This is a genomic window from Zavarzinia sp. (assembly GCF_049306435.1).
Classification (GTDB): Bacteria; Pseudomonadota; Alphaproteobacteria; order Zavarziniales; family Zavarziniaceae; genus Zavarzinia.
In genome coordinates this window covers 1-12,404 of the sequence record NZ_JBAQRT010000027.1, presented here as the reverse complement: position 1 = coordinate 12,404, position 12,404 = coordinate 1, and the positions used below count along the sequence as shown (strand labels likewise).

Here is a 12,404-nt window from a genome sequence, read left to right as displayed (position 1 = left end):
GGTCGGTGGCGCGGGCGCGCGACCTTCGCGGCACCCTGCGCCGCCTCGCCCGCCTGATCGCCAGGCGGAAACTGCCCGCCGCCCTCGTCCTTGTCTGCACCGTCGCCAGCGTCGTCTTTTCCGGCCTCGTGCCGTGGCAGCTGGGCCGGGGCACCGACCTCGTCGTCACCACCGTCGCGCGCGGGGTCCCGCTCGACCTGGCGGCGCTGGCCCGGATCCTCGGCCTCGCCGCCGGCCTTCTGGTCCTCGGCGTTCTGCTGAATTGGGCCCAGGCCTGGTTCACCAATGGCATCGTGCAGTCGGTGAGCCGGGGTATGCGAGACGACGCCGAGCGAAAGCTGGCCCGCCTGCCCCTCGCCTGGTTCGATCGCCAGCCCCATGGCGAAGTCCTGAGCCGCATCACCAATGACATCGACAATGTGAGCCAGAGCCTGCAGCAGCTCCTGAGCCAGCTGCTGATGTCGGCGCTGCAACTGCTGACCGTGCTTGGCCTGATGTTCTGGATGTCGCCGACGCTCGCCGCCATCGCCATCGCCTCGCTGACCGCGTCGGTATGGCTGTCGCGCCGGATCGCGGCCCGCTCCCGGCCGCATTTCGTCGACCAGTGGCGCACCACCGGCGCGCTGAACGGCGATGTCGAGGAGAATTACACCGGCCATACCCTGATGAAGGTCTTCGGCCATCAGGCACGCGCGCGGGCGCGGTTCGAGACCAGCAACGAAACGCTGCGGGCCAGCACCTTCAAGGCGCAGTTCCTGTCGGGCACCATCCAGCCCGTCATGATGTTCGTCGGCCAGCTCGGCTTCACCGCCGTGGTCGCCGGCGGGGCGCTGCAGATCCTCGCCGGGGCGATATCGATCGGCGTGCTGCAGTCCTTCATCCAGTATATCCGGCAGATCAACCAGCCCATCGGCCAGATCGCCGGCGCCGCCTCGGTCCTGCAATCCGCCTCCGCCTCGGCGGAGCGGGTGTTCGAGCTGCTGGACGCGCCCGAAATCACGCCGGACACCGGAACCCCCGCCGTGATCGACACACCCCGGGGCCACGTCGTCTTCGATCACGTCACCTTCCGCTACGATCCCGAACGGCCGCTGTTCGAGGATGTCAGCCTCGAAGCCCGGCCGGGCGAGACCGTCGCCATCGTCGGGCCGACCGGCGCCGGCAAGACCACGCTGGTCAATCTCCTGATGCGTTTCTACGACATCGACGGCGGCGCCATCAGGCTCGACGGGGTCGATACCCGGGATTTCCCGCGCGAGGGCCTGCGGCGGCACTTCGGCATGGTGTTGCAGGATTCCTGGCTGTTCAGCGGCACGATCCGCGAGAACATCGCCTACGGCAAGGACGGCGCGACCGAGGCCGAAATCCTCGAAGCCGCCCGCTCGTGCCATGTCGACGATTTCGTCCGCAAGCTCCCCGAGGGGTACGACACGGTGGTGGACGAGGCCGGCGGCGTCCTCAGCACGGGGCAGAAGCAGTTGCTGACCATCGCCCGCGCCTTCATCGCCCGCCCGTCGGTGCTGATCCTGGACGAGGCGACGAGTTCGGTGGACACGAGGACCGAACTCCTCGTCCAGCGCGCCATGGCGAGGCTTCGGGCCGGGCGCACCAGTTTCGTCATCGCGCACCGCCTGTCCACCATCCGCGACGCCGATGTCATCGTCTACATGGAAGCCGGGCATCTGCTGGAACAGGGCAGCCACGAGGAACTGCTGGCCCTGCGCGGCCATTACTGGCAGCTCTATCAGTCGCAATTCGCGGCGGCACAGGCCATGCCCTGAAACAAACGGGGAATATGGTGAAATAAATTTCATCAATTCCGCCCGACCGGCGTTAATCGTGCTAATATCAGCCCCTAAAATTCTTCGAACAATCGCCGCCCCGAATTAAGACCGCTTTGTTGTGGTCATTCGCGCCCGTCTTGAATTGAACGGGCGCGTACGGCGGCCGTTCGCCACATCATTTCCACGCGCCCGTATCGATCCGATACACAGGAGAGTCCCATGGCCAAGGCACAGAAACGCAGCAATCGCGAAGCCAAGAAACCCAAGGCGGCGCCCAAGCCGGTGGCCGTCGCGGAAACCGCGGCCCTGCTCGGCCGTGTCCAGCAGGCGGCCGCCAATCCCCCGAAGAAGAAGCGCTGAGCCGGCCGGCCCCATCGGCCGGACGCTCACCGGCCGATCCGTCGGGCCGACCTTCCCTCATGATTCAGGAAAAATCCCATGCGCTACCTCAGGGGCACGGCCGGCAGCGGCATTTTGAAATGCGCCGGTACCGACATCGTCCGCGCGGCCTATGATTTCGACACCTACGAACGCAAGTCCGGCGAAATCACGCGCTGCGGCGAAATCAGGCTGCCCGCGGCCTATCTGGTCGGCGTCTTCGGCCGGCCCGACGTCGAACTCCTGACCGACGACGGCGAACTGCTCCATCTCAAGTTTTCCGAGCGGAAACTCGCCCCCGCCAGCGACGCCGCCCATGTCGACGTGATTGGCCAGCGCCAGATGGATGCGCCCCATTGAGGGCATGACGCGCGGGGCGGTCCCACGGGACCGATATCCCTCAGGGCTGGACCCGAGAACGCAGAAGCTCACATGGCCATTGCCGCAGGGGGTGAGGCCGTCGTTGGGCGGCGCACTCGGCACGGCCAAGGGCTGCGACGGCAACCGCGATCACCCCGGCGACAGTCAGAGCATCGGCGCCAAGACCTGAAATTCAGCCTCCATTAATTTCAGAAAGTCGCCGAAACCTGACAATCGGCTTGGAGGCGGTTCCAGTTCTGATATATACCTCAACGTTAGGTCAGAAAACGCCGGGGTTTCTGAAATATGGATCTATCGTCCTACCAGGCAGGGCAATACGAACGTCAGCTCGAATATCGGAGTTTCGTGCCGACACCGATCCACCATGCCTGGATCATCGCCGATCCGCAGGTCAGCGATCTCCTGAGCCGCGCCGACCGCGCCCTGGGCGCGCTGAACGCCTTCTCGCAGCTCGTGCCCGATATCGACTTCTTCATCACGATGTATGTCGCCAAGGAAGCGACGCAATCAAGCCGTATCGAGGGCACCCAGACCAATATCGAGGACGCCTTCAAGGACCTCGACGATCTTTCGCCAGAGGACAAGGATGACTGGACCGAGGTCCAGAACTACATCCGGGCGATCAATCACGCCATCACCAGTCTCGAGCGCCTGCCCTTCTCGAACCGCCTATTGCGGGAAACCCATGCGATCCTGATGGAAGGTGTGCGCGGCGAGACCAAACGCCCGGGTGAATTCCGCATCAGTCAGAACTGGATCGGGGTCAGCCTGAAGGACGCGGTCTTCGTGCCACCACACCACGAGCGCGTCCCCGACCTGATGAGCGACCTGGAGAAATTCCTGCACGATCAGGAACTGCGCGTGCCGCCACTGATCCGAATCGCCGTCGCCCACTATCAATTCGAGACCATCCATCCGTTTCTGGACGGTAATGGCAGGCTGGGCCGCCTGATGATTTCGCTCTATCTCGCGTCCGAAGAGCTGCTTTCGAAGCCCTCCCTCTATCTTTCGGATTATTTCGAGCGCAACAAGACAGTCTATGTCGACAGCATGATGGCTGTGCGCGAAGGGAACCACCTCCGCGAATGGCTGATCTTCTTCCTGCATGGCGTGGAAGAAACGGCCCAATTGTCGATCGGGGTTTTTCGGGCCATTCTCGCTCTGAAGGAACACATCGAGCGCGAGGTTCTGCCTCATTTCAGCCATCGACGGCAGGGAAACGTCCAGGCATTGATGCGGCTTCTCTACAAGCGGCCTGTCGTGGACGTGAAATACGTCACGAAAATGCTGGCGACGACCACGAACACCGCGACATCCTTGATCGGTGATCTGGTCCGCCATGGCGTATTGGTCGAAATGACCGGACAGCGCCGCAACAGGCTGTTTGCCTTCGCACGATATCTGGAATTGTTCGCAAGGCGCCCGAGTGAATAACCAAGGCTCCCGCTGGCCTCCATCACCTGCCCAGTAGCAATGCATTGGCCTGCCACGGAGGAGGTTCAGCACTTCAGCCGAGCGAAACAGCACGCGACGCGACCAACCCCGCACCCCGCGGGGCGCGACGGCTCAAGATCACAAGAGCTTGCTTTCAAAAATTAAGGATTGGCGCGCCCGAAGAGATTCGAACTCCTGACCCTCAGATTCGTAGTCTGATGCTCTATCCAGCTGAGCTACGGGCGCGCTGTCCTTCATGCGGCATGGCCGCTTCGGAGGCCGGGAAGCTAGCCGAAGGGGGCGGGGCTTGCAACAGGGAATTTCAGGAATTTTCCGGCCCCATGCCGCCACCCCCGGCAAGGGGGCGCGACTTAATGGCAACGATATGGAATCTTTCGGCTTTCGGCGCTTGTGGCACCATGGCCCTTATGGCTAGTATCGGCCCCGGCTTGAGGGGGCTGCAGGGTGCGGTCTGGCCGGGTGCGCGGGATGAGATTCGCTGCCGGGTCAGTCCTGGTTGGCAGCATCCCGGCTGTTGGAGAACGAGTGAACCGGGATGGCTTTCGCGACCGATCGTGCCGTTGACATTGCCGTGCGCCCCGCGGAGACGTCCATGCTTTCGCACATGCGGCGGGGCCGCTTCCGCTCCGTGGCCCTGCTGCTGGTGTCCGCCGCCGCCCTTGGGGGCTGCTCGTGGTTCTCGCCTTCACCTTCTTTTGATTCCGCCGGCGGTGGCTTCGAAGTCACCTCGACCGGCACCATCGTCGGCCGCAAGGTCGAACAGCTGCAAGGCGATCTCGGCCGCCTGAAATCCGCCGTCGAGTCGCAGCAACAGAATTACAACGCCCTGCTGGCGCAGACCGTCCGCTCGTCCGAGGCCTATCACGGCGTCGTCGCCGCGGCCCAGGCGCGGCTGCAGCTCGGCACCACCCCGGGCAACCCGCTGCTGGTCCAGCAGTGGAACCAGGCCCAGCGCGAACTCGACAATGTCACCGGCAATGTGACCGCCCTCGGTCAGCTGGCGAGCCAGGTTTCCAGTTCGTCGACCTCGGCGGCCTATCTTCTCGATTCGACCCGCGCCGCCCTCGGCCTGTCGGGCGGTATCGATCAGGACCGCGTCGCCCTCAACATGATCGAGGATGATACCTCGCGCCTGCTTGTCCGCATCGACCGGCTGATGACCGCCCTGTCGGACCAGATTTCCCGCCAGACCGTCTATGTCTCGGGCGAGCGGTCGAACCTGACCACCCTCGCCCTCGCGATCAAGAACGGCGAGCTTTACGGCGATTCGATCTCCACCCGCACCTTCACGCCCAGCCGCGTCTCGGCCACGCCGACCTTCTATGACGCGCCGCCGCCGGTCGCCGACACCGGCGTGCTGGATGATCGCCGGCCGCTGGTCGTCATCCGCTTCGATCAGCCGGGCGTCGCCTATCAGCAGGCGCTTTACACCGCCGTGTCCAAGGTTCTCGATCAGCGGCCGCAAACCGGCTTCGATCTGGTCGCCGTCTCCCCGGCCGGCGGCAGCGCGTCGGAAGTGGCGATGAACCAGAACAAGTCGAAGCAGAACGCCCAGGGCGTGCTGCGTACCCTGACCGACATGGGCCTGCCGTCCGACCGCGTTTCGGTCGCGGCGACCACCAGCACCGAGGCTTCGGTGCCGGAAGTCCGCCTCTACATCCGCTGACCCCGGCGCCGGGCGCCGGGCATCGGCATCATTTTTCCCAGGTATCCCGATAGGACGGCAGGTCGCCCAGGCTTGTCGCCTCATAGACGCCGCGTGCCACCGCCCGCGCCAGGCAGTCCGCCGCCAGATGGCCGAGCCTGGCGATGGCGAGGGCCGGCGGCGCGTCCAGCGGCCGTCGTCCGGTGGAGACGGCGAAGACCGTGTCGCCATCGAAGGGCGTATGGGCCGGCCGCAGCGCCCGCGCCAGCCCGTCCTGCGCCTGCATGGCGAAACGTCTGGCCTGCGCCTTGTCGAGGCTGACGTTGGTGGCGACGATGGCGATCGTGGTATGGCCGCCCATCACCACCTTGCCGTCCGCCGGCAGGTCATAATCGGGCGGGCGCACCGCCTCGGCCCGGCCGGGCTTGCGGCCGCCGAATTCGTCGCCCCATTCGAACGGATGAGCCCAGAACACCGGGCTATCCGGCATCAGGGCGCTGCCCACGGCATTGACCGCGACCAGGGCGCCGACCTCGATCCCGTCGACGACGACAGAGGCCGAGCCGAGCCCGCCCTTCAGCCGGCCGCAGATCGCGCCGAACCCCGCCCCGGCATTGCCGAGGGCGAAGTCGAGCCCGACGGCGCGCAACGCCTCGATCCCCAGCCGACGGTAGGGCGGCTCCAGCCCCCAGGCCTTGTCGCCGCCATTGCCGAGGTCGAACAGAATGGCCGAGGGCACCACGGGCACGGTCATCGGCGCCTTGCCGATCTCGATGCCGATGCCCGCGGCCGAGAGCGCCGCCGTCACCCCATCCGCCGCTGCCAGCCCGAAGACCGAGCCGCCCGACAGCACCAGGGCATGGAAGTCGGTGAGGAAATTGACAGGGTCGAGACTGTCGGTCTCGCGCGTGCCGGGCGCGCCGCCGCGCTGATCGACCGCCATCACCGCCGGCTGATCGGGCAGCAGCACGGTGACACCGCTGCGCAGCCCCCTGTCCTCGGCATTGCCGACCCGAAGGCCGGTCACGTCGGTGATCAGATTGCGCGGCCCGGGGACCGGCGCCTGGCGTCCGTTCACTTCGCGCCGAGACGTTCGGCGACCTCGGCGGCGAGGGCGCGAATCTCCTCCGCCGCCGGGCTCTTGCCTTGCGCCTCGGTCACGCCGAGACCGTCGAGCAGGCTGGCGGCATAGGCCGTGCGGTTGCCGAGCCGGGACAGCGCCACCGGATAGCCCGCCTTGGCGATTTCCCGCAGCACCTGTTCATTCAGATTGCCGCGCGGCGAGACCCGGTTCAGCACCAGCATGAAGGGCACCTTGCTGGAGCCGGCGAGATCGAGGGTCGGCTTGGTCGCCCACATGTCCATGGGCGACAATTGCATCGGCACCAGCATCAGGTCGGCGGCGCGGATCGCGGTCTTGGCCGTCGATTCCGTGTGGGGCGGACTGTCGACGACGACGATATCGCCCTCGCGCTTGGCGCGGTCGATCTCGGTCCCCGCCTTCCAGCCCGGCGCCGCCTTGACCGGAATGATGACATTGCCGACGCCGAAGGCCGCACGCACGCGGACCCAGGCCGCCAGGCTCTGCTGCGGGTCGGTATCGACCACCACGACCCTGTGCCCGGCCTCCGCCAGGGCGACCGCGAGATGGGCCGCCACCGTCGTCTTGCCGGCGCCGCCCTTCTGCTGAGCGACCGTCACCACCTTTGCCATGCCGTGCCCCCGATTCGTCGCCAGACCCTTTGGTTGCGTTGCAGGATAAGGCGCGAATTCACGAGATTGAAGCGAAACAGGCAGGCGCGGGCGCGGAACCCGCGTCAGACGAACTCGAAATCCGACGCGCCGATGGTAAAGGCCACCGCGCTGCGGATTTCGATCACGCTGGTCGGGTCCGCGCGCAGGCTGAGGGTCACCACCGTGGTGCCATCGCCGGTGATGTCGAAGTCCGACAGATCGTCGGCCACGGCGCCGGTGACCCGCAACAGGTCGGTGCCGTCTTCCCAGTCGGTGATCGTGTCGCGGCCAAAGCCTTGCGCCGTGAACAGGAAACGGTCGAGCTGGGTGCCGCCGGTCAGCGTGTCGTCCCCTTCCTCGCCCCGCAGGCTGTCACGGCCCGAGCCGCCGGAGAGCGTGTCGTTGTCGCGCCCGCCGAACAGCGTGTCGTTCTCGGCCCCGCCGAACAGGCGATCGTCGCCGCGCCCGCCGCGCAGGGTATCCTGCCCGCCGAGGCCTTCGAGCTTGTCGAGCTCATTGCCGCCGATCAGCTCGTTGCGCCCGCCATCGCCCCGCAGGTTGTTGCGGCCGGTGATGGAGCCGAGAAGATTCTCGATCCCGGCGAAGGTGTCGCCCGCCGCGTCGCCCGTGCCCGCCACGCCGCCGTCGAGGGCGACGGTAACGCCCGTGGTCTCTTCATAGCTGGCGGCATCGATGCCGTCGCCGCCGGTCAGGGCATCCGCCCCGGCGCCGCCGACCAGCACATCGTCGCCGCCGTCGCCCAGCAGCGCGTCGTCGCCCCCCCGGCCCTCGATCCGATCGCCGCTGCCGCCGCCTTCAAGACGGTTGCCGTTGCCGTCACCCTGCAGCAGGTCGGTGAAATCCGAGCCGCGCAATGTCTCGACCGAGGAATAGCGGTCACCGGCGGCGAAGCCCGTGTTGCGGGCGATATCCGCCAGATCGACCTGCACCGCCCCGCTCGCCAGCAGATAGGAGGTGATATCGCCGCCCTGGCCGCCGACGAAAGCCTCGCGCCCCGCCCCAGCGAGGAACAGGTCGCCGCTGTCCAGCCCCTCGAAGGTCAGGTCCTGATCGTTGCCGATGAAGATGTCGACATGGGCGCTGCCCCGGAAGGCTTCGATCGAGGTGAAACTGTCGCCCGTCGCGTCGCCCCCCGTGAATTCCGGCACCGGCCGAAGATCGAGGATGACGCTGCGGATCGAGTTTTCATAGGACGCGGTATCGAAACCGTCGCCGCCGTCGAGACGATCGGCCCCGATGCCGCCGATCAGGACATCATTCTCGCCGCCGCCCTGCAGCGTGTCGGCCAGATCGCCGCCGACCAGTGTATCCGCGCCCCGGCCGCCGCGTAAGGTCATGGCCTGATCGCGGGTGCCGCGGATCTCGTCGTCGAAGGCCGTGCCCTCGACGATTTCGACCCGAACGAACGTATCGCCGCCGGCATCGCCCCGGCCGAAGGCGGGGTCGTTCATGTCGAGGGCGATGCGCGAGGCCGCGCCGGCATAGCTGGCGGTATCGATGCCGTCGCCACCGTCCAACGCATCGGCACCGCCCGCGCCGATAAGCACGTCGTCGCCCTCGTCGCCGAACAGCTGGTCGTTCCACAAGCCGCCGTCCAGCCGATCGTCGCCGGCATCGCCATGCAGCACGTCGTCGCCCGACTGGCCGAGGAGCGTGTCGCCGCTGCCGCCGCCGTCAAAGCGGTTGCCGGCATCGTCGCCCGCCATGACGTCGGCGAAGGCGGAGCCAACCCAGCGTTCGATGCCGGCGAATGTATCGCCCGCCGCATCGCCGGAATTGGCCCCCGGCACCGCCAGATTGAGCGTGATGGCGAAGCCGGCGGTCTCGTAGGACGCGGTGTCGAACCCCTCGCCGCCCGACAGATTGTCCCGGCTGCCGCCGCCGATCAGCCTGTCGTCGCCGCCAAGGCCGGCAAGATCGTTGATCTGGCCATTGCCGATCAGAAGATCGTCATGAGCGGAGCCGATCACATTCTCGATGCTGGTCAGGATGTCGCCCGCGGCCTCGCCGGTGAAGCCCTGGCCGAGGCCGAGGTCGACATGGACCGGCTTCTGCGACAGGCGATAGGTCGCCGTGTCGGTGCCGGTGCCGCCGTTCAGCCGGTCGCCGCCATTGCCGCCCATCAGCACGTCGTCGCCGTCGCCGCCCTGGATATCGTCGTCGCCGCCAAGGCCGCGCAGGTCGTCGGCGCCGCCGAAGCCGCGCAGCCGGTTCACATTGTCATCCGCGAGGACGAAATCGCCGGCATCGGTACCGTCGACATTCTCGATGCCGAAGATCGTGTCCGACAGGCCGGAAGCCGAGGCATTGCCGCCGCCGCCGAAATCCTGCAGCGAGACGCTGACCGGCCCGGCGATATCGCGGTAGCTGACGGTGTCGATCCCCGCGCCGCCGTCGATCAGGTTGAGGCCGAGGCCCCCCGCCAGCGTGTCGTCACCGGCGAGGCCGAGCAGGTCGTCGTTGCCGTCCCGCCCCTCGAAGACATTGTTGATCGCCTTGGTCTCGCCCTTGATCACGTCACGGAAACGGGAGCCGATGACATTCTCGACGCTGGTCAGGCGGTCGCCCTGGGCGAAGCCGCCGGTGCCGGCGGTGCCATCGGTCGAAATGGTGATGCCGGCGGTCGAAATCTGATAGTCGGCGGTATCGGTGCCCGTGCCGCCGTCGAGCCGGTCGGCCCCGCCCCGGCCGTCCAGCCGATCGTCGCCGCCGAGGCCCTTGAGCACATTCGCGCCGTCGCCGCCGCTGAGCGAATCGCCGAAGCGCGAGCCGGTCAGATTCTCGATGCTGATCAGGCGGTCGCCCAATTCGTCGGAATTGCCGAAGATCTGGTTGATGTCGGCGGTCCGGATCGTGACCGAGACGCCGGTGGGCGCGCTTTCATAGCTCGCCGTGTCGTTGCCCTCGCCGCCGTCGAGCGTGTCCGCCCCGCCCCTTCCCTCCAGGAGGTCGTCGCCGCCGAAGCCGCGCACGGTCTGCGCCGCGTTGTCGCCACGAAATTCGTCGGCCTCGGTCCGCGTCGCATCCATCTCGAAGATCTCGATGCTGGAATAGGAGACATTGGCGATGCGGTTGCTGGCGCTGTTGGTGAAGGCGAAGCCCGAACGGCCGGCCTCGATATCGACGAAAACGCCCTTCACCCCGGTCGGGAACAGCGGCTCCGAATCGCTGGGCTCGGCATCGCCGGTGCCCGTGATGACGTAGCGGACGGTGTCGGTGCCGCTGCCGCCGATGATCACTTCATTGCCGGCGTCGTCGGACAGGATGTCATCGCCCGAACCCCCGTCCAGCGTGTCGTTGCCGATACCGCCATGGAGGATGTCGTCGTCGCCATCGCCGAACAGGCGGTCGTCGCCGCCGTCACCGAAGATCACGTCATCGCCCGAGCCGCCGTGGAATTCGTCGTTGCCGCCACTGCTCCAGGAACTGAAGCCGTGGACCGCGAAATTGAAGGCAATGCGGGCCGGACCGCCGCTCCAGGCTCCATCGGCGATCAGATCGGCGCCGCCGAAGCCGAACACGACATCATTGCCGCCCCGGCCATAGATATCGTCGGCGCCGGAGGTGACGCCATCGGCGCCGTCGATCGTCTCGGCCGAAGTCGTGCCGCGGATGTCTGCCATCATGCGCTCCCTGGTCTCTGCGGGGCCGCCACCGGCCGCCCCGCCACGTCGCGGGCAAGGCGGGACTGTCGCCAGCCACGGGTGCGGCTGGCCGGCAAGCGACCGGACATCAAGCAAACCGCCGACGGTCGGGCTCCCCCCTCATGCCGGCGCCTAAGAATTAATCTCATGCCGGCGCCGGAACAACCCGCGTCCTGACTGGCGGGCGTGACCCGGGTCACATTCCCGCCGATTGCGGCAAGGCGGGGGACTCCGGTTGACTTCGGCCCAAAGCCCCCGTATAGACCGTGGCTCGTTTCGGCAAGGCGCTGGCAAAGCGCCCTGTCGGCCAATGATAATGGAGTAATCCGGTGAAGCGGACCTATCAACCGAGCGCCATCGTGCGCAAGCGCCGTCATGGCTTCCGTTCGCGCATGTCGACCGTGGGTGGCCGGGTGGTGATCGCCCGTCGCCGCGCCAAGGGGCGCAAGCGTCTTTCGGCCTGACGACCATGCCGGCCGCTGACAGGCCGGCCTCGACGGATCTGCCGCAGCCGCATGAGAGCCCCGAGCAAGGGGCATTCGTGCGGCTGCGGCTTGTTCGCCTGAAGACACGGCAGGAGTTTCTGGCAGTGGCTGGGGCAAGACGAAAGTTCACGACCCCGGGCCTGATGCTTCAGGCCATGGCCCGTGCCGACGCCGATGCGGCGGAAGCCCGCGTCGGCTTCACGGCCTCGCGCAAGGTCGGCAATTCCGTGGTGCGCAATCGCTCCAAGCGCCGGCTGCGCGCGCTCGTCGACGAGATCATGCCGGCCCAGGCCCTCGGCGGGACCGATTATGTCCTCGTGTGCCGCCAGGAGACGGCGGTGCGGCCGTTCGACGATCTGCGCCGCGACCTGACCACGGCCCTTGGCCGCCTGAAGCTGCTGCGGAGCCCGCAGCCGTGAGGGCCCGGCTGTCCGCGCTCGCCGTCGCGCTGCTCAGCCTTCCCGTGCTGATCTGGCGTTATCTGATTTCGCCGGCCCTGCCGCCGGCCTGCCGCTACATGCCGAGTTGCTCGGCCTATGCGCTGGAAGCCCTTCGCGTGCATGGCCCCGTCCGGGGCAGCGCGCTGACGGTCCGCCGCCTGTGCCGCTGCCATCCCTTCGGTGGCCATGGTTACGACCCCGTACCCCCCAGGGGCACGACATTATTCGCATGCCGCTCCGCGGCCACTCCCCCCATCACGCCCACAGGTGCCGGTGATGCTCGATAATCGCAATCTGATCCTGGCCGTCGTCGCCTCGATTCTGATCCTGCTCGGCTTCAACTACTTCGTCGACGCGCCGCGCCAGCGCCAGCGGGAACAGGCGGCGGCGATCGCGCCGGCAACGGCCCCCGCCGTCCCCGGCACGCCCTCGGCGAC

General features: G+C 67.0%; 11 protein-coding genes and 1 tRNA gene. 8 read left to right on the top strand and 4 right to left on the bottom strand.

The features are described 5' to 3' along the window. The 4 genes from WAZ62_RS01480 to WAZ62_RS01465 all read left to right on the top strand — a co-directional run. Positions 1-1,781 (top strand): ABC transporter ATP-binding protein (locus WAZ62_RS01480; RefSeq protein WP_422641758.1); only part of this gene is annotated, 1,781 nt, incomplete at its 5' end. A gap of 222 nt (positions 1,782-2,003) precedes the next feature. Next, on the top strand, positions 2,004-2,144 hold the full coding sequence (locus WAZ62_RS01475) for a hypothetical protein (RefSeq protein ID WP_422641757.1): 141 nt from the start codon (positions 2,004-2,006) through the stop codon (positions 2,142-2,144). Between the two features lie 78 nt (positions 2,145-2,222). Further along, positions 2,223-2,522 (top strand): hypothetical protein, encoded by a 300-nt coding sequence (locus WAZ62_RS01470; protein WP_422641756.1) that lies wholly within the window; start codon positions 2,223-2,225, stop codon positions 2,520-2,522. A gap of 306 nt (positions 2,523-2,828) precedes the next feature. Next, positions 2,829-3,977, top strand: coding sequence for a Fic family protein (locus WAZ62_RS01465; protein ID WP_422641755.1), 1,149 nt, complete (start codon positions 2,829-2,831; stop codon positions 3,975-3,977). Between the two features lie 169 nt (positions 3,978-4,146). Here the strand turns inward: WAZ62_RS01465 and WAZ62_RS01460 are convergent. Then, positions 4,147-4,223, bottom strand: a tRNA-Arg gene (locus WAZ62_RS01460). Between the two features lie 367 nt (positions 4,224-4,590). Between WAZ62_RS01460 and WAZ62_RS01455 the strand changes: the two genes are divergently transcribed. Further along, the gene (locus WAZ62_RS01455; protein ID WP_422641754.1) at positions 4,591-5,664 is read left to right on the top strand and encodes a hypothetical protein; all 1,074 of its coding nucleotides are present in this window, start codon (positions 4,591-4,593) and stop codon (positions 5,662-5,664) included. 28 nt (positions 5,665-5,692) lie between these two features. Here WAZ62_RS01455 and WAZ62_RS01450 read toward each other — a convergent pair whose 3' ends face one another. The 3 genes from WAZ62_RS01450 to WAZ62_RS01440 form a co-directional block, all read right to left on the bottom strand. Then, positions 5,693-6,721 (bottom strand): P1 family peptidase, encoded by a 1,029-nt coding sequence (locus WAZ62_RS01450; RefSeq protein ID WP_422641753.1) that lies wholly within the window; start codon positions 6,719-6,721, stop codon positions 5,693-5,695. Continuing rightward, positions 6,718-7,356: a ParA family partition ATPase gene (gene parA / locus WAZ62_RS01445; protein WP_422641752.1), complete on the bottom strand. Its 639-nt coding sequence runs from the start codon at positions 7,354-7,356 to the stop codon at positions 6,718-6,720. The genes WAZ62_RS01450 and parA overlap by 4 nt, the downstream gene beginning before the upstream one ends. Positions 7,357-7,460: 104 nt before the next feature. Then, positions 7,461-11,024, bottom strand: coding sequence for a calcium-binding protein (locus WAZ62_RS01440; RefSeq protein ID WP_422641751.1), 3,564 nt, complete (start codon positions 11,022-11,024; stop codon positions 7,461-7,463). A gap of 347 nt (positions 11,025-11,371) precedes the next feature. Here WAZ62_RS01440 and rpmH point away from each other — a divergent pair, with 347 nt between their 5' ends. The 3 genes from rpmH to yidD are packed head-to-tail and all read left to right on the top strand — an operon-like array spanning position 11,372 to position 12,254. After that, a complete protein-coding gene (gene rpmH, locus WAZ62_RS01435; protein WP_422641750.1) occupies positions 11,372-11,506 on the top strand; it encodes a 50S ribosomal protein L34 in 135 nt (44 codons plus the stop codon). 5 nt (positions 11,507-11,511) lie between these two features. Next, the gene (gene rnpA, locus WAZ62_RS01430) at positions 11,512-11,946 is read left to right on the top strand and encodes a ribonuclease P protein component (protein WP_422641749.1); all 435 of its coding nucleotides are present in this window, start codon (positions 11,512-11,514) and stop codon (positions 11,944-11,946) included. Next, complete coding sequence (gene yidD, locus WAZ62_RS01425; RefSeq protein WP_422641748.1) at positions 11,847-12,254, top strand: membrane protein insertion efficiency factor YidD; 408 nt, start codon at positions 11,847-11,849, stop codon at positions 12,252-12,254. The genes rnpA and yidD overlap by 100 nt, the downstream gene beginning before the upstream one ends. Positions 12,255-12,404: the final 150 nt, after the last annotated feature.

Excerpts from the sequence above, each read along its gene's own strand:
- WAZ62_RS01475 (WP_422641757.1), top strand. The coding sequence starts at position 2,004 with ATGGCCAAGGCACAGAAACGCAGCAATCGCGAAGCCAAGAAACCCAAG.
- WAZ62_RS01470 (WP_422641756.1), top strand. The coding sequence starts at position 2,223 with ATGCGCTACCTCAGGGGCACGGCCGGCAGCGGCATTTTGAAATGCGCC.
- WAZ62_RS01465 (WP_422641755.1), top strand. The coding sequence starts at position 2,829 with ATGGATCTATCGTCCTACCAGGCAGGGCAATACGAACGTCAGCTCGAA.
- WAZ62_RS01455 (WP_422641754.1), top strand. The coding sequence starts at position 4,591 with ATGCTTTCGCACATGCGGCGGGGCCGCTTCCGCTCCGTGGCCCTGCTG.
- parA (WP_422641752.1), bottom strand. The coding sequence starts at position 7,356 with ATGGCAAAGGTGGTGACGGTCGCTCAGCAGAAGGGCGGCGCCGGCAAG.
- WAZ62_RS01440 (WP_422641751.1), bottom strand. The coding sequence starts at position 11,024 with ATGATGGCAGACATCCGCGGCACGACTTCGGCCGAGACGATCGACGGC.
- rnpA (WP_422641749.1), top strand. The coding sequence starts at position 11,512 with ATGCCGGCCGCTGACAGGCCGGCCTCGACGGATCTGCCGCAGCCGCAT.